This window comes from Enterobacter sp. SST3 (assembly GCF_000286655.1).
Taxonomy (GTDB): Bacteria; Pseudomonadota; Gammaproteobacteria; order Enterobacterales; family Enterobacteriaceae; genus Enterobacter; species Enterobacter roggenkampii.
Window position 1 is genome coordinate 38704 of sequence record NZ_ALNS01000016.1, and the last position, 19686, is coordinate 58389.

Below are 19686 nucleotides of genomic sequence, written 5' to 3' on the forward strand. Positions count from 1 at the left end.
CATAAACAGTCTCTTACGTCGCCGTAGTGACTGTTTGCATCCTCGACATGTCAATCAGCACCGGGGCGGTGAATGGAACACATTGTGTATGTGGTAGATGACGATGACGCCGTCAGACAGTCCGTGATCGGGCTGCTGGAATCGGCAGGCCTGAACGCCATCGGCTTTTCATCGGCAGAAGCGTTTCTGCAATACCGCTTTGAGGATCTGCCGTCGTGCGTGATCCTCGATATGCAAATGCCCGCCATTTCGGGTTTTGAGGTAGCAGACGCCCTCAAGGAAAGCGGGCGCGAAATCCCGATTATTTTCCTCACCGGCCACGGCACCATCCCGATGTCGGTGCGCGCCATCAAAGGTGGGGCGTACGAATTCCTCACCAAGCCCGTCGAATCTAACGCGCTGATCGACGCCATCGAATCCGCACTGCAGCTGGCGGAAAACAACGCCGAGCGCAATAAAGAGCACTACGCCCTGAAGCAGCGCCACATGTCCCTTACTCCGCGCGAGCACGAGGTGCTGACGCTGGCGATAAGCGGCATGCTGAACAAGCAAATTGCCGCCGAGCTGGGCGTCAGCGAGATCACGGTGAAGGTGCACCGTCGCCGCGTGATGGAGAAAATGCAGGTGCGCTCCGTGGCCGAGCTGGTCAGGGCCGTTGAGCGCCTGACCAAAAGCCAGCCCGCGGAGTAACGTTTACGCTTCCTGCGCGGCCAGCGGCAGCGCGAAGGCAAATACCGTGCCGTGCGGCTCCCGGCGGCGCGCGCTTAGCTTCCCGCAGTGGCGCTCGATAATGCTGGCGCTGATGGTCAGCCCCATCCCCATTCCCTGCGGCTTGGTGGAATAGAACGAGTCAAAAATCTGCTCCAGCCGCTCGGGCTCAATGCCGCTGCCGGTATCGGCGATCTCAACGATCGCTTTCCCGTCCGCGTTGCTGGTGCTGAGGGTGATGGTGCAGGCGCGATCCTTCACCTCGGCCATCGCCTCAACGGCGTTCATCACCAGGTTAAGCAGCACCTGCTGGATCTGCACGCTATCGCCGGTGATAAAGCTGTCCTGCGCCTTCAACAGGTAATCAACGCTAATGTGTCGCTGCTCCAGCTCGCTGCGGGAGAGCGCGATGATATGGTGGATCAGATAGTGCAGATCGATGCGCGAGAAGGTGGGATCCTGCTTGCGCGTCAGGGACTGGATGCTGCGAATGATCTCCCCTGCCCGCGCGCCTTCGGCGGCGATCTCCTCCAGCCCTTCCCGCACTTTATCCAGCCGGGCGGGCTCGCGGCTGAGCCAGCGCAAGCTCGCTCCGGCGTTCGAGACGATCGACATCAGCGGCTGGTTGATCTCATGGGCGATGGAGGAGGTCAGCTGTCCGACGGTGGTGGCCCGGGACACCCGCGCCAGATCCGCCTGCGCCACCCGCATGGCATCCTCTGCGGCGCGCTGGCTGGTGATATCGGTGATGATACCGTAATACTCGTTCACCTCGCTGCCCACGCCCACCGGATCGCCAATGCCGAGGATGTAGCGCGTTGAGCCGTCGGGACGCTTAACGCGAAACTCCGCGCGCATCGAGAGCCCGTCGCGCACGCTTTGGGTAACAATGGCGTTGATGCGGGCGTAATCGTCCTCATGGACGAAGGTCAAAAACTCCGCCATGGAGATCGTCTTTTGCTGCTTGGGCAGGCCGAGAATGCGGGCGTACTCGTCCGAGACAAACATCAGATCCTGCTCCAGCTCCCAGCGCCAGCTGCCGGTGTGGCTGATCTGCTCGCCCAGCATCAGCGAGGTCTGGCTGGCGCGCAGCTCTTTCTCCACCCGGCGGCGCTGGATGTTCTCCGCCAGCAGCTCGGCGTACAGCCGCGCCGTCTCCAGGGAGACCGCCGCCTGCGCGCCCAGCAGGCTGACCACGCGCGAGTGCTCGGCGGTAAACACTTCCGGCATCAGGCGGTTTTCCAGGTACAGCACGCCCACCAGCCGCGCCTGTTTGAACATCGGGACGCACATAACGGCCGCTCCCGAGGTCACCAGATAGGGGTCCTGGCTGAAGGGGTGAAACTCCTCCGGCCTGCCGGTGCGGATCTCCTGCCCGGTGCGGATCACCGCCGCGAGCACCGACAGCGGCAGGTCGGTCGCCGTCGGCACGTCTTTCAGGATCCGCACCCGCACGCCATCGGTGCTGGTCCAGGCGCTGGCCTCGATCTCCGGAATGAGGCTATCGCTCACGCGAAGCAGCAGGCCGCGCTGCGCCCCGGCGCGTTCGAGGAGGATCGTCATCAGGTTTTCGATTAAGCGCTCAAGGTTGATCTCTTCCGACAGCGCGCGGGAGGCTTTGATCACGCTCTGCAGATCGCGGATGGTCTCGTTCTGGGCGAACGCTACCGTGTCATAGGCGCTCGCCTGCCCGGAGGCCAGCAGGTGCGGGAAATCCTGCTCAAGCTGGCGCACCTTGGCCTGCGCGCCCGCGCGGCCCCAGGCGGAGATGGCCCCGCGGAAGTGTGCGTCCGAGGCGGTTGGATAGCCGCAGGCCAGCGCAAAGCGGCCCGCCAGCTCGTGGGCCAGGGCATTAATCGGATTAAATCCGCCCTCGCGGGAGAGCCGGACCGCCTTCTCGTACTGCTCAAGCGCGATGCTGTTCATCCCGTCCAGACGCACGATTTCGGCGTAGATCAGCGCCTCTTTATCCGCGAACGTGCCGGGATTAATGCGCGCCCAGAGGGCGATTTTGTCGTAGTGGGCGTGAATGCTGCGGCGGTGGTTCGCCGAGAAGGTCTCCGGCGTCAGCTGACGCGAAAGCGCCAGCGCGCTGTAGAGATGGTAATCCAGCAGATGGATGTGCCCCGGCGCGGACCACGCGTACCACCCCGCCATCTCCAGATCCGCCTGCGCGTCGGCGTACTCGCCGCAGGTAAAGTGCGCCATGCCGCGATAGAGCCAGTACCAGAACAGCATGGTGGAGGTCTGCTCCGGGGCCTGCTCCGGCGACGCGGGAAGCAGCGCCTCGGGCAAGACCTGCGACGCGCTCCAGGTGCCGATGACCGGCGTGCGCAGGAACTCAACGTAGCCGCGCTGCACCATCAAAATGCTTTCCACGTCCTGGAAGTGGGTTTTACGCACGAACGCCAGGCCGCGATCGATGCTGGTCAGCACCCCGTCCAGGTGATCGCCCCGAGAGAGGAAGTTGATCACCTGGTGGCAGGCCGCAAAGCAGGCCATCGTCATATCCCCGTGGGTGACCGCCGCGCTGAAGCAGGCTTTCGCGCACTCGATGGTGAACGACAAAGGCTGGGTCCAGACGCTGAGCTGGTCGAGCGGCAGCAGGGTCTTGGCTTCAAACGCATCGTAGCCGTGGCGGGTCACCAGCTCGCGGGCCAGCGTGCCGTACTGAAACCCGAGGCGATACTCGGCGTAGCGGTGGCCCATCAGCACGCCAAACCAGGCCATCGCCGTGGTGGAGGCGCCGGTGATGCCGTGGTCAAGGGTCAGGTGCATCATGCGGCAGAGCAGTAAGAAATGCAGGCGCGGGCAGATGAAGCTGGCACAAATGCTGGCACTGTAGAGCAGGTTCATCACCGCTTCCGTTTCCGGGTTCTCCATCCGCGAGAGCGGGGCAAAGAGATGTTGCGGCGCGTCATTTGCGCGGTTGCAAAAGCGTTCCCAGGCCTCGTCGCAGTCGGCATCTTCCGGATAGCGGCCAATCTGGATGCCAAACACCCCCAGCCAGCAGAGCGCCGCCTCCAGCGCCAGACGGCTGTCCGACTGGCGAATGTAGACTTCCACCAGCAGGTTGGCCGCCAGCGCTTTTTCGGTCAGCCCGCCGGGGCAGCCGAGGATGGCGTCACACAGCTCGCGGGTCCGCTCCAGGTGCCCCAGCGCAAACTCGCAGCCCGCCTCTTCGATATCGAGCATAAAGTCTGACACCGTCCCGGCGTTGCCCAGCGCTCGGGCAGTCTGGATATAGCTCAGCGCCGAAAGGTAATCACCCGAACGCTTCGCCCGTCGCGCGGCCAGCAGGCTCAGCTCGCGGAACCGCTGGCGCTGCGGGGCGGGCTGGATGCTGTCCAGCGCGGCCGTGACGTGGTGAACGGCGCGGAACAGCAGCTCATTCCCCGCCGCCTGGCGCGCGGCGTCGGCCAGCAGGCTGGCGGTCGTCAGGTGAATGTGGCTTTTCTCATGCCGATCCAGCAGCGCAACGGCAGCCTCCTGCACCCTGTCGTGGGTGAAGGCGTACTTTTTTTCCGTCAGCACGATGAGCTGGGCCATCACCGCCGGATGCAATGCATAGCGCATCTCCGCCATCGACAGGCCAACCACGCGGCACATCATCTCCATCTCGCCCGTGCCGCCGAGACAGGCAATGCTGCCCAGCAGGCGGCGCGTCTCGTCGGGCAACTCTTCGAGCTGCTCCAGCACCAGGGTGACCACGTTTTCGGTGTAATGCCGGGCGCGGATCGCCTGCAAATCGTAATGCCATTTGTCCTGGTATTTGTTATGCACCACCAGCCCGTCGTCGACGATGCGGCGGAAAAACTCGTGCACAAAGAGCGGGTTGCCGCCCGTCTTCTCGTGGATCAGGGTGGCAAGGTCGGTCGTCGCCGCGCTGCGGGTGCGAAACACCGTTGCCAGCCAGCGCGCCACGGCTTTAACCGAGAGGGCCTGCGGGACAATCTCGCTCGCGTGCTGTGCCGCCTCCGGCAGGCTCGCCAGCTGCTGTTGCAGCGTGGGGTCGGACAACGAGCCGATATCGCGGTGAGCGACAACCACCAGCAGCGGGATGGCGCCGCAGTTCACCAGCAGAGCGTTGAGCGTTTGCAGGCTGGCGGCATCGCTCCACTGAAGATCGTCCAGCACCAGCACCAGCGGGCAGCCCTGCGAGGCAAAGGTTTTCACCAGCGCCAGCACCATATGGCTGAAGCGCGCCCGGGCATCAATTGAAAACGTATCCGCCGAGAAGCGCGGCTTGCTCTCAAGCAGCAGGCCCAGCTCGGGCACCAGGCTGACGGCCAGTTCTTCATAGCCTTCCAGGGCGCGCGAGAGGCGGATTTTCCACTTCGCCACCTCGTCTGCCGGCAGCCCCAGCAGGTGCAGCGTCAGGGTGCGGAACGCGGAGCTTAATACGCCGTAGGGCAGCGACGGTGAAAACTGATCGACCTTGCCCACCGCCAGCAGCACCGTGCGCTGCTGCAGCGTTTTAAGCGCCGTCGCAATGATCGAGGATTTGCCGATCCCCGACGGCCCGCCGATGGTCACCAGCTCCGGCACGCGGTTCTGCCCCACCCGCTCAAACGCGGCAATGACGTCGTTCGCCTGCGGATGGGTCGCGAACAGGGAGTCCGCCAGATGGATCGCCGGGGTACGGTCCTGCTGGCCGGGGGTAAAGGCGACGATGTCGCCCTCGCAGGTCAGCGTCGCCTGGCAGCGGCGGAGGTCGGCAATCAGCCCGTCGACCGTCTGGTAGCGGTTATCGGGGTGCTTTTCCAGCAGCTTCAGGATGATGGTCGACAGCATCCCCGGCACGTCCGGGCGTATCGCGTCCGGGGCGAGCGGCGCCGAGGCGATGTGGTAATGCGCCCAGTTGGTCTGGTCGTCCTCTCCCAGCTCAAACGGCAGGCGGCCGGTCAGGAGTTCATACAGCACCATGCCGAGGCTGTAGAGATCGCTGCGGTTATCCACGGGACGCTGGGTGCGGGAGGTGTGTTCCGGCGACATCCACGCAGGCGTACCGCCTGAAACCGCAAGCCGGGTCTTGGAGAAAGCATCGGAGAGCGTGCAGGAGAGGCCAAAGCTGCCCAGACGGCAGGTGGCATCGTGCTGAACAAAAATGCTGCCGGGCTTGATATCGCCGTGGATCAGGTTTTGCAGATGCATCTGGCGCAGAGGGACGCAGATCTGGATCGCCAGCTCGATAAAGCGCGCGATCCCCGAGATCGCCCTGCCCGCGCGCCGCGCCAGTAGCTCAAAGGAAAACGGGGCGTACACCAGCGCGAAGCGTCCCCGGTACTGGGTGGAGGCGACGGCGCGAATGGCCCAGCTGTCCTGCAGCATATCGCGCAGCGCAAACTCGTTTTTAAGCAGCCGGGTGGCACGCTCTTCCTCTTCGTCGCTGACCGCGGTGGCGATAATGAACGAGCCGCCGGAATGAGGATGTCGCGCGTGCATCCAGGCGATTCCGCCCTCCTGCGCCAGCACGGTAAAAATCACATCCTCTTTAAGGACAAAAACCCGCCCCTGGTGAAGATTTCCCTGGGCGGGCCAGAATGCAGGCTGCTCGTTTTCGTTCATCCGCGATCCTTATTGTCGGCGGGCCAGCTCCCGCTGGATATGATCCAGCAGAATATCGATGTTAATGGGCTTACGCAAAAAAGCAGCGGCGCCCAGACCGAGAGCGTACCGCTGCATATTTTCATCAGCATGACCGGAGATAAAGAGCACGGGCGGCGGCGGTACGGCCAGCAGCCGCAGCTTGTCAAACAGCTCAAGGCCGCTCATGCCCCGCAGCTTGATATCGGTGATCACCAGCGCCGCGCCGGACAGGGCGAGCGGATGGCTCAGAAATACCTCTGCCGAATCAAACGTATCGGTCGAATAGCCTTCCGACTCCAGGAGATTACTCAACCCGCTGCGGACGGAACGTTCGTCATCAATGATGGCAATGCGCCACGGCAGCGTCATGCTGTTATTCCTCTAACCAGTCATTTAACGTCGCGGGTATCCTTCGCGGGCGCAGGGGGCGCCGTGCCGCTGATTTTCGGTACGCATTCGTGACGAAACCAGGCGAGGGTGAGCGGTTCGCGACTCAGTAAACGCCGTCCCACCGGGATGAGCTGTTCACCCACCAACATGCCAAACAGGCCAAGCAGGGCGACAACCGGCGGCGCCGGGGAATGGACGTCGAGCAGAGCGTAAATTACCCCAGCACCCACGCCGCACACCAGCGAAATTATCCATGCTTTCATGATGACGCTCCCGTCTGCGAACTGGCCTGCGGAACGATCGCCTGAGGCGGCGGCGCGCCGTCGCGGGATAAGAGATGGCGCGTCGCCTGTTCACCCGCCAGCATCCCCAGTAGGCCAATCAGCGCCAGCGCGGGCGGCGCGGGGGAGCGCACCTTCAGCACGGCATACATCAGGCCAATCAACACGCCTGCCGCAAGGGATATCAGCCCAGTACTCATCGTGAACTCCAGAGAAAGAGGCAGCGGCGAGCCGGATGAGGGACCAGCCCGCCGACGGGACTTAGCGAGCCGGAACCGGCGCTAAGGTGCGGTGCTCGCTCTTCTGGCGAGACGGCGCTTTGTGCACCATGGTGTAGGCGTAATCCACGCCCATGCCGTACGCGCCGGAGTGCTCGCGCACGATGTCCATCACCGCGGTGTAGGTCTCTTTACGCGCCCAGTCGCGCTGCCACTCCAGCATCACCTGCTGCCAGGTCACCGGGATCACGCCCGCCTGGATCATGCGCTGCATCGCGTAGTCGTGGGCTTCTTTGGAGGTGCCGCCGGACGCGTCCGCCACCATATAAATTTCGTAGTCGCCTTCCAGCATCGCGCACAGGGCAAAGCTGTTGTTGCACACTTCGGTCCACAGACCGGCAACCACCACCTTCTTCTTGCCGTTGGCCTTCAGCGCGTCGCGCACCTTCTGGTCGTCCCAGGAGTTCATGGAGGTACGCTCCAGAATGTCCTGGCCCGGGAACACGTCCAGCAGCTCCGGATAGGTATTACCGGAGAAGCTTTCGGTCTCTACGGTGGTGATGATGGTCGGGATGTTGAACACCTTAGCCGCTTTCGCCAGCGCCACGGTGTTGTTTTTCAGCACCTGACGGTCAATCGACTGCACGCCAAACGCCATCTGTGGCTGGTGATCGATAAAGATGATCTGACAGTTCGCAGGGGTTAACACTTCGAGCTTTGAAGAGGTCATAGCATTTTCCAGTGGTTAAGGGTAGAAATCGCCGCGAGCGCCGCGACGATAAAATCACCTTTATCCTGCGGTTTGCCGCCTCCGCGCGTAATTATCTCTTCGTATAGTTAACCTTAGGTATAGTTATACTTTGGTATACCTATCCTATTGTATAACTGGATCTTTGCCGAAACCGGTTCCCATAATCCTGACCATTCCCCTCTCAGTCAGGAGCAGTTATGGTTACCCTCGGTAAAGCCGATCTCATTCTGGTTAACGGCCAGTTTCATACCGTCGATCGCGAGAATCCTGTCGCGGAAGCCGTTGCCGTGCGCGACGGAAAATTTCTGGAAGTGGGTACCGTCGCCGAGGTGATGCAACACCACGGCGACGCCACCAAAGTAGTGGATTTGAAAGGCCACACCGCCATCCCCGGCCTGAACGACTCGCACCTGCACCTGATTCGCGGCGGGCTGAACTACAACCTCGAGCTGCGCTGGGAAGGCGTGCCCTCCCTGGCCGACGCCCTGCGGATGCTGAAAGAGCAGGCGCTGCGCACCCCGTCGCCGCAGTGGGTGCGCGTGGTGGGCGGCTGGACCGAGTTCCAGTTTGCCGAGCGCCGTATGCCGACCCTCGACGAAATCAACGACGCCGCGCCGGATACCCCGGTCTTCATCCTGCACCTCTACGATCGCGCCCTGCTCAACCGCGCCGCGCTGAAGGTGGTCGGCTACACCAAAGACACGCCAAACCCGCCGGGCGGGGAGATCCAGCGCGACGCCAACGGCAACCCGACCGGGATGCTGATTGCCCGTCCGAACGCCATGATCCTCTACGCCACGCTGGCCAAAGGGCCGAAGCTGCCGCTGGAGCAGCAGGTCAACTCCACCCGCCAGTTCATGCGCGAGCTCAACCGTCTGGGGCTGACCAGCGCCATCGACGCGGGCGGCGGCTTCCAGAACTACCCGGAAGACTACGAGGTGATCGCCGAGCTGCACGCGAAAAAGCAGATGACCATCCGCATCGCCTACAACCTGTTTACCCAGCGCCCGGGCCACGAGCTGGAAGATTTTGAAAAATGGACCGACATGCTCACGCCGGGCCAGGGCAGCGACTTCTTCCGCCACAACGGCGCGGGCGAGATGCTGGTCTTCTCCGCCGCCGATTTTGAAGATTTCCTCGAGCCGCGCCCGGACCTTGCGCCGGGCATGGAGGACGAGCTGGAGCGCGTGGTGCGCCATCTGGTGGAGCACCGCTGGCCGTTCCGCCTGCACGCCACCTATAACGAATCCATCAGCCGCATGCTGGACGTCTTCGAGAAGGTGAACCGCGACATTCCGTTCAACGGCCTTCACTGGTTCTTCGACCATGCGGAAACCGTCACCCAGGCCAACATCGACCGCATCAAAGCGCTCGGCGGCGGCATTGCCGTCCAGCACCGCATGGCCTTCCAGGGGGAATACTTTGCCGAGCGTTACGGCATCGAAGCCACCCGCCACACGCCGCCGGTGGCGAAAATGCTCGAGACCGGCGTGCCGGTAGGCTTAGGAACGGACGCCACCCGCGTGGCGAGCTACAACCCGTGGACCGCGCTCTACTGGCTGGTCTCCGGCCGCACCGTCGGCGGAATGCAGATGTACGACCACAGTGCCCGTCTGGACCGCGATACCGCCCTGATGCTCTGGACCCAGGGCAGCGCGTGGTTCTCCAGCGAGCAGAACCAGAAGGGGCAGATCAAGGTCGGCCAGCTCGCGGACCTGGCGGTGCTGAGCAAAGACTACTTCCGCGTGCCGGAAGAGGAGATCAAGGGCATCGAGTCCGTTCTCACGGTGGTGAACGGCGACATCGTCTACGCCGCGGGCAGCTTTGGCCCGCTCGCGCCGCCGGCCATCCCGGTCCTGCCCGAGTGGTCCCCGGTGGTCAAGGTGCCGGGCCACTACCGCAGCGCGCCGCCGCAGGCCGCCCGCGTGGGTATGAGCGCCGTCCACCACTGCAGCGGGCCGTGCGGGGTTCACAGCCACCAGCATGACTTCGCCCGCACGTCAGCGATGCCGGTGTCCGACGATAACGCTTTCTGGGGGGCGCTGGGCTGCAGCTGCTTTGCATTCTGATGAAAAACACCTTTGCTCCGCCCCGGGTCGACCTGGGGCTGTTCTTCCTGCGCCTGACCGGCAGCCTGCTGCTGCTCTACGTGCACGGCCTGCCGAAGGTGCTGCACTTCAGCGAAGAGCTGACGCGCATTGAAGATCCGTTCGGCTTCGGGCCTTACGCCAGCCTGATCCCGGCGATTGTCGCCGAGGTGGTTTGCCCACTGTTGATCATTGCGGGCGTCTACACCCGCCTGGCGTGCCTGCCGATTATCGCCGTGCTGCTGGTGGCGATGCTGGCGGTCCACCCGAACTGGTCGATTGCCGAAGGGCAGTTTGGCTGGCTGCTGCTGATTATCTTCACCACTCTCGCCCTCACCGGGCCGGGCCAGTGGCGGCTGCAGCGTAAGGCAACGGAGAGGTTCGCATGACCCAGGTTAACGACGTTCGCGACACACACGTTGAGACGACGCCCGCGCGGGCGGTTTCGCCCTGGCAGCCGCTGAGCCAGCCGGTGTTCCGCATGCTGTGGATCGCCACGGTGGTCTCTAACGTCGGCTCATGGATGAGTGACGTCGGCATCAACTGGAGCATGCTGACCCTGAGCGCCGATCCGCTGGATATCGCGCTGGTGCAGGCGGCCAGCAGCCTGCCGATGTTCCTCTTCGCCCTGCCGTCCGGGGTGATGGCGGACATCGTCGACCGACGTAAATACCTGCTCTTCTCTCAATTGTGGGTGTTCATCGCCGCCGCCGGGCTGACGGCGCTCTCCTTCACCGGACACGTTACCCCCACCGTGCTGCTGGTGGCGACGTTTCTGCTGAGCGTGGGGGCGGCGATGAGCTCGCCGCCGTTTCAGGCCGTGGTGCCCGATCTGGTGAGCAAGCCCGAGCTGGGTGCCGCCGTGGCGCTGAACTCGCTCGGGGTGAACATCAGCCGGGCGATTGGCCCGGCGCTGGGCGGTTTTCTGCTGTCGCTGGCCGGGCCGTGGATGGTGTTTGCCCTGAACGCGCTGTCCGTGGTGGGCGTGGCGTGGGTGCTGTGGCGCTGGCGTCCGGCCCCGTCCATTCAGCGTCTGCCGCCGGAGCACTTCTTCTCGGCGGTGCGCACAGGCATCCGCTACGTGCACGCCGCCCCGGTGCTGCGCAACGTGCTGGTGCGTACGGTGGCCTTCTTCGTTTTCGGCAGCGCAGGCTGGGCGCTGCTGCCGCTGGTGGCGCGCCGCGAGCTGGGCCTGGGCCCGGCGGGCTACGGCGTGATGCTGGCGTGCATTGGACTGGGGGCGATTGCCGGGGCCATCCTGCTGCCGCGCCTGCGCCAGCGGCTGAACGCCGACCGCCTGATGGTGGCCGCGAGCCTGGTCTTTGCCCTCACCATGCTGGCGCTGGCGTTTGTGCGCCACGTCTGGCTGCTCAACCTGTTTGAGTTCTTCACCGGCTTCGCGTGGATTGCGGTGCTTTCAACGCTGAACCTCGGCGCGCAGCGCAGCGCCGCCCGCTGGGTGAAGGCCCGCGCGCTGGCGGTCTACCTGACGGTGTTCTTCGGCTCGATGACCACGGGCAGCGCCATCTGGGGGCAGATTGCCTCCCGGTTTGGCACCCCGACCGCGCTGGTTGTCGCCACGCTGGGGATGGTGCTGGCAAGCGCCACCGTGTTCCGCTGGAAGCTGGAGAAAGATCCTGATTTAAACCTCGACCTGAGCGGCCAGCCGCTGGACGGCGTGGAGATCGACCTGCCGAACGAGCGTGGCCCGGTGCTGGTCTCGCACGAGTACATCATCGACCCGCACAACGCGAAAGCGTTTTTGCAGGCGGTGCACGAGCTGCGCCGGGTGCGACGCCGCGCCGGGGCGATGAGCTGGGCGGTGTACGAGGATATCGAGCGCCCCGGCCTGTTTATCGAGACCTTCCTGATGGGCTCGTGGATTGAGCATCTGCGCCAGCAGGAGCGCCACACCATGAATGACCTCCTGCTGCAGAGCCGCGTTCTGGCTTTTCATCAGGGCACAACATCACCGGCCATTCGCTATCTGGTCGCGCCGGTATAACCACAACCATCACCTGCACAGGAACACACTATGGCAACGTTTAAGGCAAAAGACGGCACGCAGATTTACTACAAAGAAGGCGGCGCGGGCAAACCGGTTCTCTTCAGCCACGGCTGGCCGCTGGACGGCGACATGTGGGACAGCCAGCTGAACTATCTGGCCGAACGCGGCTTCCGCGCCATCGCCTTTGACCGTCGCGGCTTCGGCCGCTCGGATCAGCCGTGGAACGGCTACGACTACGACACCTTTGCATCCGACATCAACGACCTGATTACCACTCTGGATCTGCAGGACGTGACGCTGGTGGGCTTCTCCATGGGCGGCGGCGACGTGACCCGCTACATCAACAACTACGGCAGCGCGCGCGTCGCCGGTCTGGCGCTGCTGGGCGCGGTGACGCCAATCTTCGGCAAATCCGACTCCTTCCCGCAGGGCGTGGATCAGAGCGTGTTCGACGGCATTCGCGACGGGCTGCGTAAAGATCGCGCCCAGTTCATCAGCGACTTCGCCACCCCGTTCTTTGGCATCAACGCCGGGCAGACCGTCTCCGCCGGTGCCCTGACCCAGACGCTGAACATCGCCCTGCTGGCGTCGCTAAAAGGCACCATCGACTGCGTGACCGCGTTCGGCGAAACCGACTTCCGCCCGGATATGGCGAAAATCGACGTGCCGACGCTGGTGATCCACGGCAGCAACGACCAGATCGTGCCGTTTGAAAGCACCGGCAAGCTGGCGGCAGAGATGATCAAAAACGCCACGCTGAAGGTGTACGACAACGCGCCGCACGGCTTCGCGCTGACCCACCAGGACCAGCTCAACGAAGATCTGCTGGCGTTTGTGAAGTCGCTTTAAGTCTTTAAAAGCGAAGCCTGATGGCGCTTCGCTTATCAGGCCTACAAGGGCTGGTCCTGTAGGCCGGGTAAGGCGCAGCCGCCACCCGGCGCTTTCGCAGACGCGTTCCGCTCCGCCAGCAGCCGACAAATCTCCGCATGCTTCTCCTCGGTAAAGGTAAAGCGCGACATAAAGCCCATGCGGATCAGCGACCCTATCGCCGGCAGCAGGCAAATCCCGAAGAACAGCCCCGACAGCACGCTCTCGCTCTGAATTTGCGCCTGCGGCACGTAGCCTATCATCGTCAGAAACACGCCGATTAACCCGCCGCCCACCGCCACCGACATCTTGCCGGTAAAGGTCTGCCCGGAGAAGGTGATTGCCGCGCAGCGCTTGTGGGTGTGGTACTCCGCGTACTCGATGGTGTCGGCAATCATCGACGAGGTGAGGATGTTGGTCATCATCACGAACAGCGTGCTCAGGCCGAGCAGAATAAACAGCATCGTCACCTGCTGATACCCGACAAACCACATCACCACGCGCACCGCCACGTCCAGCCCGCAGAGGATCATAAACAGCTTCCGCTTCTGCATCCGGCGCGTCAGCATCGGGGCGACCAGGCACAGCACCGCCGCCACAATCCCCATCACGCCAATCGCCATCTGCAGGCTGCCGTCGCCCAGATTATTGATAAAGAAGTAGATATACAGCCCGCCCGCCACGTTGTGGAACACACAGAAAAAGAACGACAGCAGGACGATAAACAGCGGCTTGTTCTGGCGCAGGTTGTGGAAGGTGTCGCGAATGGTCACCTTTTCCGGGCTCGGCGGCACGCGCTCTTTGATCTGCATAAAGCCGTTAAGCATCAGCGGCAGGCCCACCAGCATCATCACCAGCGCCGCCATAAAGTAGCCTTTATCGTTGCTGTACTGGGCGAAGAACGCCGCCAGCTTCGGGAAGAAGATGTTGGCGCAGGCAATCCCCGCGTTCACCCCGAGCATCGCCGCCGTCACCGCGCGGGTGCGCTGGGCGGAGTCGTTGGTCATCACCGACGACATCGACCAGAACGGGATATCGGAGATGGCGTACAGCGTCCCCCACAGGATGTAGGTCACCCCGGCGTAGAGGATTTTGGTGGTCATATCCGCTTCGATTTTATAGAACGACAGCAGCGTGACGCCGGTGATCAGCAGCGGGGCGATCAGCAAAAAGTGGCGAAACTTGCCGAACCGGCTGTTAATGGTGTCCATAATGCTGGCAAACAGCGGATCGTGAACCGCGTCCCACGCGCGGGCAATCAGGAAGATGGTACTGGCCGCCAGCGCCGAGATCCCCAGCACGTCGGTGTAAAAATAGTTAATAAACGAACCCACTAAACCAAAGCTAAAACACTGACCTAAACCATAGCCAAAATAAGACCACAGCTCGCGAGACGGTATTTTCATTGTCATTGCCATTGTTATATGCCTGCCTGGTTGCCCGGCGGTCAGCCGCCGGGTCGATATTATTAGTCCTGCGCCTGCGGGGCGATCTTGCGCAGCTGCTGCATCAGGGCGATTTCACGGCGCGAGAACGGGATGCCGTTCTCCTCGAACACGTCGTGGAACCAGAGGCGGCAGTAGTCCGTGGACTCCTTCATCACCACCGGCCACGGCAGCCACGTCTGGGTTTTGCCGCGCACCAGCCCCCACTGGTACGGCGCGACCTTCGCCGCGTACATCAGCGGAAGCTGCTCTTCCATCTTGCTGCCCACGTGGCGCGCCAGCCATTCGGTGCAGAACAGCGGGCGACCAAGCTTTTGCAGTTGCTGAATAATCGCCGTCATGCGCCCGGTGTGGGTGTAGGCGTGGAAGCTCACCACGTCCGAGAGCGCCAGCGCGGTCTGGTCCAGCGGATGCTGGAAGAACGTCTCGCCCTCCTCTTCCGGCGGCAGGCGCCACGCGCAAACGGTGAGCGGCTGGGTCGGATCTTCTTCACGCACCCACTGGAATGCGAGCTTCATCAGCGCGTGGGCGCAGGTCTCCAGCTTCGCGTCGTACTGCACCTCCTGCGTGCCGGTGGCGAAAATGCCGCGGTTGCCCGGCTCGTTGTAGAGATCCCACAACAGCACGCGCTTATCGTCGCGGAACTGGCGCACAACGTCGCGGATATAGCGCTCAATGTCTGCCCAGCAGTCGGGATCGCACACCTTGTCGCGCCCCGGGCTCGCCGCCGCCTGGCTGTTGTGCTTGCCCGGCACCGGGGGCTTTTGCGGGCCGAGGTACGGCTCGTCGCCGGAGAAGCCGCAGTCGTCCATCAGGGTCAGCATGATGCTGAAGCCGCGGCCGTCGGCAATCGTCAAAAAGCGGTCGATGCGCGCCATCAGCCCGTCGCGGTCGTGCTCCCACACGATAAACGGCAGGTTGATGCGCAGGGTGTTGTAGCCCGCGTCCGCCGCCCAGCCCAGCTCGCGCTCGATGGTTTCGGCATCGAAGGTCTCTGCCTGCCAGATATCGGTCCAGTTCACCGCCGTCGACGGCAGGTAGTTAAACCCGCACAGCCAGCCTTTTTGCTCATACCACGCCTGTGCCTGCTCCCTGCTCCACTGCTCTTTCATTACGCGTCCTCTTACTGATAATATTTAGCTAATAAATATTAGTTGTGGGATAAATGCGCAATTTCTCGCACGAAGAAAAGCGATGCCCCTCACAAAGTTCGCGCTTCGATGAATGAGAAACGTGATCGACGGCGCGTAAGCGTGCGGTTAGGGTATGATGCGAAGTCGCGAAAGGGAGAGGACGGATGAAGCGAAAAACGAAAGTGACGATGAACGATATTGCGCGGGCGGCCGGGGTGTCGCAGGCGACGGTATCGCTGGTGCTCAACCAGTCCCGCAACATCAAGCTCAGCGACGATACCCGTCATAGGGTGATTAGTGTGGCTACCGAGCTCGGCTACGACCGCCTCCCCGCCGTACACCCCCCGCGCAACCAGGAAGAGATCGCCCTGCTGGTCAGCTCGCTGCAGAGCTTCGACCCGTTTATCGACGCCATCAGCCAGGCGCGGGAAGCGGCGTGGCGCAACGAGACCCTGCTCACCGTCTACGACTACGGCGACGACATCGAGCTGGCGCTGAACATCATCCGCCAGCTGGAGAAGCGCAACTGCATCGGGATTATTCTCGCCTCTCCGGTCACCACGCTGGTGGACATGACCGCCTTCCAGGACTGCACCCGCATCCCGCTGGTGCTGCTCAACCAGCGCGACCCCGGCTCGCCGCTGCTGCCGTCGTTTATCCCGGACGACTACGCCAACGCCTTCCAGGTGACGAAACACCTCATCGCCTGCGGGGCGACGCGCATCGCCCACATCACCGGCGAGAGCTGGATGGAGGCCTCGCGCCAGCGTCTGGCGGGCTACCAGGCCGCGCTGCAGCAGGCCGGACTCGCGTGCGACGACGGCCTGGTGCGCCAGACCAACTGGCAGTTCAGCGAGTCCTTTACCGCCACCACCTCTCTGCTGGAACTGGCCGAGCGTCCGAACGCCATCTTCTGCGCCAGCGACTGGCTGGCCATCGGCTGCTATCAGGCGCTGGCGGTGAACGGCGTGCGCATCCCGCAGGACATGCTGCTGGCGGGCTACGACGACCAGAAGATCTCCGAGCAGCTCACCCCGCCGCTAACCAGTATCCAGCTGCCCTACAGCGAGCTGGGACGGCTGGCGGTGGAGTACCTGTGCAATCAGGAAGATGCCGCCACGCACGTGACGCTGGCGGGCAGGCTGAAGGTACGCGCCTCAAGCCCCGTCTGAGGTAAACACCATGCCCGCATAGGGCTTCTCGCGACACGCCGCCAGACGCGCGGCGAGGCTGCCCACGTGCAGCTCCAGCTTGTGCCCGTCCGGGTCGAGAAAATAGAACGACGCCCCCTCGCTTTTGTTCTGCTTCCAGACGGTGACGCCCGCCTGCTCAAGCATTTGCGAGAACGGTTCAAAATCCGCTTCCGCCACGGTAAACGCGTCGTGGGTGTAGTCGCTCTCCTGCGGCGGCACGTACTGGCGCGCCTCGTCGTACGACAGGCAGACCCACAGATCGCCGCAGGTGAGATAGGCCCTGGTATTCCAGCGGGCGTGCAGCGTCAGCCCCAGCAACTCGTGCCAGAAGGTGACGCTTTTTTGCAGGTCGCTGACCGCGAGGGTCAAATGGTTGAGTGATTGCAGCATGACGTGCCTTTTGTTTTTCGCGCCGGACGTGGTACGGTAAAGAGATGAACATAAACCACGCCGTGCTCACCGTAAACCGCTGGTGGCTGCCTTCTTAAAGGCGGCACGGAGTAGTTTTCCCCATTTTCAGATAGCCGCCGAAAGGCGGCTTTCTCACATCTAAGACCCCTTTCGGCAACTGCATATTAAGGAGTCTTTATGAACGCACCAACTATCCTCACCGGCGACCGCCCAACCGGCCCGCTGCACCTCGGCCAGTTCGTCGGATCGCTGCGCCAGCGCGTGGCGCTCCAGCAGACGCACAACCAGTTTGTGCTGATTGCCGACCTGCAGGGGCTGACCGACAACGGCAGCAACCCGCAAAAGATCCGCGACAACATTCCCGAAGTGCTGGCCGACTACCTCGCCGCCGGCATCGACCCGAACCTGACCACGATCTGCCTGCAGTCCGCCCTGCCCGCTCTCGCCGAGCTGACGATGCTGTATATGAACATCGTCACCGTCGCCCGCGTGGAGCGTAACCCGACGGTGAAAAACGAGATTGCACAGAAGGGCTTCGCCCGCTCGCTGCCGGTCGGGTTTATGGCCTACCCCATCAGCCAGGCGGCGGACATCACCGCGTTTAAGGCCGAGTGCGTGCCCGTCGGCGACGACCAACTGCCGATGATTGAGCAGACCAACGAGATTGTGCACAAGATGAATAGCCTGCTGCCCGCCCCGGTGCTGCGCCACTGCAAGGCGATGCTGAGCGACACCAGCCGCCTGCCCGGCATCGACGGCAGCGCCAAGATGTCGAAATCGCTGGGCAACACGCTGCACCTGTCGGCCAGCGAAGAGACCATTCACCGTGCGGTCAGCGCCATGTACACCGACCCGCACCACCTGAAGGTGAGCGATCCGGGGCAGATTGAGGGGAACGTGGTGTTTACGTATCTCGATGCGTTTCACCCGGACAAGGAGAAAGTGGCGGCGATGAAGGCGCACTATCAGGCGGGTGGGCTTGGGGACCGGGTTTGTAAGAACGAGCTGGAGGCGTGCCTGCAGGAGCTGATTGCGCCGATGCGGGAGCGGAGGGCGATGTATATGCGTGACAGGGGCGAGCTGATGGCGATGCTGAAGCGCGGGACCGAACGGGCGCAGGGGGTGACGCAAGGGACGTTGAGGGAGGTGAAGGTTGGGCTGGGGGTGCCGGTGTTTTAAAACACAGCTTAAATAATAATCCCGGCGCAAGGCCGGGATATTTATCAGGCGTTACGCTTAATCACCGGAATATCGCCGGTGTCATTTAATGCTCCCGGAAATGTTTTTAACCATTGTGCGACTTTCTGTTTATTGATATTCACCACGCTCATACCTTCCAGGCATCCCCATAATTCTCTTGTATGTTGTGGCGTAATCACAATGCAGTCTTTCATGGCGCGGATTTTCACCGGCATACCGTTGATAAAACCTGCCCGGGTTAGCCAGTCGCCGCCCAGAAGAAGGTATTTCATGTCTATGCGTGCATAGAGTTCGCAGCAGGCGGCACTGTCCTGCGGCGTCTCCGCGCGGGGATGGACGGGCGCCGCGTTGGGCTGGTTGCCGTGAAGACGGCGGGCGCTGTTTTTGCGCACCAGCTCGCGGTTTTCAATCATGCCGGTGAAAGCGGCTGATTCTGTTTTGCAAACGGTAAACTCTGGCTTAAAATTCGTCGCAGCCATTTTCAACTCCTCAGTAGTTGTTGTGGTTAGCGGTATGGGGGTGTTGCAGCACCTTCATATCGCGAATTCCTCGTTAAATTTTCTTTGATACTTCCTTTGCCGTTCGGCGTGATTTCTGGTACTCATTATACAGGGCTGAATATAAATACAGCGTTTTGGTGTGGGGTAAATTTGAAATTTGCGAGGGAGATTCAGGAAAAGGGTTGGGTCAGGGAATTACGCAGCGAGGAGTATCAGAATATAAGGTGAGCGCACGCATGAACCTCAGAGCAACCATTCGCCGATCTGCGGGCTGGAAATGCGTCGTTTTATTATCAAGTTCGGTGACCGACTGAGCGATCACCTTTAATACGATGACAGTTACACAGCATTACGGACAGGCTCCTTTGAGAGGATAAGCGTTAATAAAGAGGAGGCACTCAATGCCTCCTTTCTATTTGTTACGCTCTTACGTTCCAATCGTCCGTATACTGGACATTACCATCAACATAACGCCAGGTGATTTTGTCATACATCAGGGAAACAGATTCCATGTGGTTGATCTGCGAGTTTCCTGCCATTTTAGCGTTTGGCATCCCTGGGTTAATGCCCGTCACTTTCACACCCTCAATGGTCATGACGAAGTAGCACTCTTCTTGTCCTGCATGGTTAATGCGATACCAGCGAATCTCCGCACTTTTCAACGTTTGACCGGTGGCAACGGCTTTGTATAGGTACGGGCTGGAGCTATCAAACTCCTTTTCAATCATCATCGGAGAATGTGAACGCTTGCCAGTAATCTTCCCGTTGGCACTGTCTACTGGAATGTTCAGACCATGACTAAAGCCAACAATCTCTATACTCCCCTCACGATCCTGAACGTCTACGGCTCCTTTAATGTCTGCGCCGCCATCGTCCTTAAGCCACATGTAAGCCGGAATAGGCAT

17 protein-coding genes are annotated in these 19686 nt (G+C 62.0%); 7 read left to right on the forward strand and 10 right to left on the reverse strand.

Annotation, left to right across the window (positions count from 1 at the left end):
- The first annotated feature begins 72 nt into the window (after positions 1–72).
- Positions 73–690 (forward strand): response regulator transcription factor, encoded by a 618-nt coding sequence (locus tag B498_RS11210; protein ID WP_008501344.1) that lies wholly within the window; start codon positions 73–75, stop codon positions 688–690.
- 3 nt (positions 691–693) lie between these two features.
- On the opposite strand, the gene B498_RS11205 is transcribed toward B498_RS11210, so the two are convergent.
- From B498_RS11205 to B498_RS11185, 5 genes are all read right to left on the reverse strand, one after another.
- A complete protein-coding gene (locus tag B498_RS11205) occupies positions 694–6276 on the reverse strand; it encodes an ATP-binding sensor histidine kinase (protein WP_008501345.1) in 5583 nt (1860 codons plus the stop codon).
- 9 nt (positions 6277–6285) lie between these two features.
- A complete protein-coding gene (locus tag B498_RS11200) occupies positions 6286–6666 on the reverse strand; it encodes a response regulator transcription factor (RefSeq protein ID WP_008501346.1) in 381 nt (126 codons plus the stop codon).
- A gap of 20 nt (positions 6667–6686) precedes the next feature.
- The gene (locus B498_RS11195; protein ID WP_008501347.1) at positions 6687–6950 is read right to left on the reverse strand and encodes a XapX domain-containing protein; all 264 of its coding nucleotides are present in this window, start codon (positions 6948–6950) and stop codon (positions 6687–6689) included.
- Positions 6947–7168 (reverse strand): DUF1427 family protein, encoded by a 222-nt coding sequence (locus B498_RS11190; RefSeq protein ID WP_008501348.1) that lies wholly within the window; start codon positions 7166–7168, stop codon positions 6947–6949. Before B498_RS11190 ends, B498_RS11195 begins: the two co-directional genes overlap by 4 nt.
- A gap of 61 nt (positions 7169–7229) precedes the next feature.
- Positions 7230–7916, reverse strand: a complete 687-nt coding sequence (locus B498_RS11185) for a hydrolase (RefSeq protein WP_008501349.1) — start codon at positions 7914–7916, stop codon at positions 7230–7232.
- Between the two features lie 218 nt (positions 7917–8134).
- Here B498_RS11185 and B498_RS11180 point away from each other — a divergent pair, with 218 nt between their 5' ends.
- Genes B498_RS11180 through B498_RS11165 form a run of 4 tightly spaced genes read left to right on the forward strand, consistent with a single transcriptional unit; the run spans position 8135 to position 12881 of the window.
- The gene (locus B498_RS11180) at positions 8135–10006 is read left to right on the forward strand and encodes an amidohydrolase (protein ID WP_008501350.1); all 1872 of its coding nucleotides are present in this window, start codon (positions 8135–8137) and stop codon (positions 10004–10006) included.
- Positions 10006–10413: a DoxX family protein gene (locus B498_RS11175; RefSeq protein ID WP_008501351.1), complete on the forward strand. Its 408-nt coding sequence runs from the start codon at positions 10006–10008 to the stop codon at positions 10411–10413. The genes B498_RS11180 and B498_RS11175 overlap by 1 nt, the downstream gene beginning before the upstream one ends.
- Positions 10410–12029 carry an MFS transporter gene (locus B498_RS11170; RefSeq protein ID WP_008501352.1) on the forward strand — a complete coding sequence of 540 codons (1620 nt, stop codon included), beginning with the start codon at positions 10410–10412 and terminating at the stop codon, positions 12027–12029. Before B498_RS11175 ends, B498_RS11170 begins: the two co-directional genes overlap by 4 nt.
- A 30-nt stretch (positions 12030–12059) precedes the next feature.
- Positions 12060–12881, forward strand: coding sequence for an alpha/beta fold hydrolase (locus tag B498_RS11165; protein WP_008501353.1), 822 nt, complete (start codon positions 12060–12062; stop codon positions 12879–12881).
- A 41-nt stretch (positions 12882–12922) separates the two neighbouring features.
- On the opposite strand, the gene B498_RS11160 is transcribed toward B498_RS11165, so the two are convergent.
- Positions 12923–14317: an MFS transporter gene (locus B498_RS11160; protein ID WP_008501354.1), complete on the reverse strand. Its 1395-nt coding sequence runs from the start codon at positions 14315–14317 to the stop codon at positions 12923–12925.
- A 50-nt stretch (positions 14318–14367) separates the two neighbouring features.
- Positions 14368–15456 carry a cellulase family glycosylhydrolase gene (locus B498_RS11155; RefSeq protein ID WP_008501355.1) on the reverse strand — a complete coding sequence of 363 codons (1089 nt, stop codon included), beginning with the start codon at positions 15454–15456 and terminating at the stop codon, positions 14368–14370.
- A gap of 185 nt (positions 15457–15641) precedes the next feature.
- Here B498_RS11155 and B498_RS11150 point away from each other — a divergent pair, with 185 nt between their 5' ends.
- On the forward strand, positions 15642–16649 hold the full coding sequence (locus tag B498_RS11150; RefSeq protein WP_008501356.1) for a LacI family DNA-binding transcriptional regulator: 1008 nt from the start codon (positions 15642–15644) through the stop codon (positions 16647–16649).
- Here the strand turns inward: B498_RS11150 and fosA are convergent.
- A complete protein-coding gene (gene fosA, locus B498_RS11145) occupies positions 16635–17060 on the reverse strand; it encodes a FosA/FosA2 family fosfomycin resistance glutathione transferase (protein WP_008501357.1) in 426 nt (141 codons plus the stop codon). The genes B498_RS11150 and fosA overlap by 15 nt on opposite strands.
- 198 nt (positions 17061–17258) lie before the next feature.
- Between fosA and trpS the strand changes: the two genes are divergently transcribed.
- Positions 17259–18260, forward strand: coding sequence for a tryptophan--tRNA ligase (trpS, locus tag B498_RS11140; RefSeq protein WP_008501358.1), 1002 nt, complete (start codon positions 17259–17261; stop codon positions 18258–18260).
- Between the two features lie 44 nt (positions 18261–18304).
- Here the strand turns inward: trpS and B498_RS22735 are convergent, their stop codons facing one another.
- Together B498_RS22735 and B498_RS11135 are read right to left on the reverse strand one after the other, a co-directional pair.
- Entirely contained in the window at positions 18305–18760 is a 456-nt protein-coding gene (locus B498_RS22735; protein WP_008501359.1) for a SymE family type I addiction module toxin, read from the reverse strand.
- 440 nt (positions 18761–19200) lie between these two features.
- Entirely contained in the window at positions 19201–19686 is a 486-nt protein-coding gene (locus tag B498_RS11135; protein WP_008501360.1) for an Hcp family type VI secretion system effector, read from the reverse strand.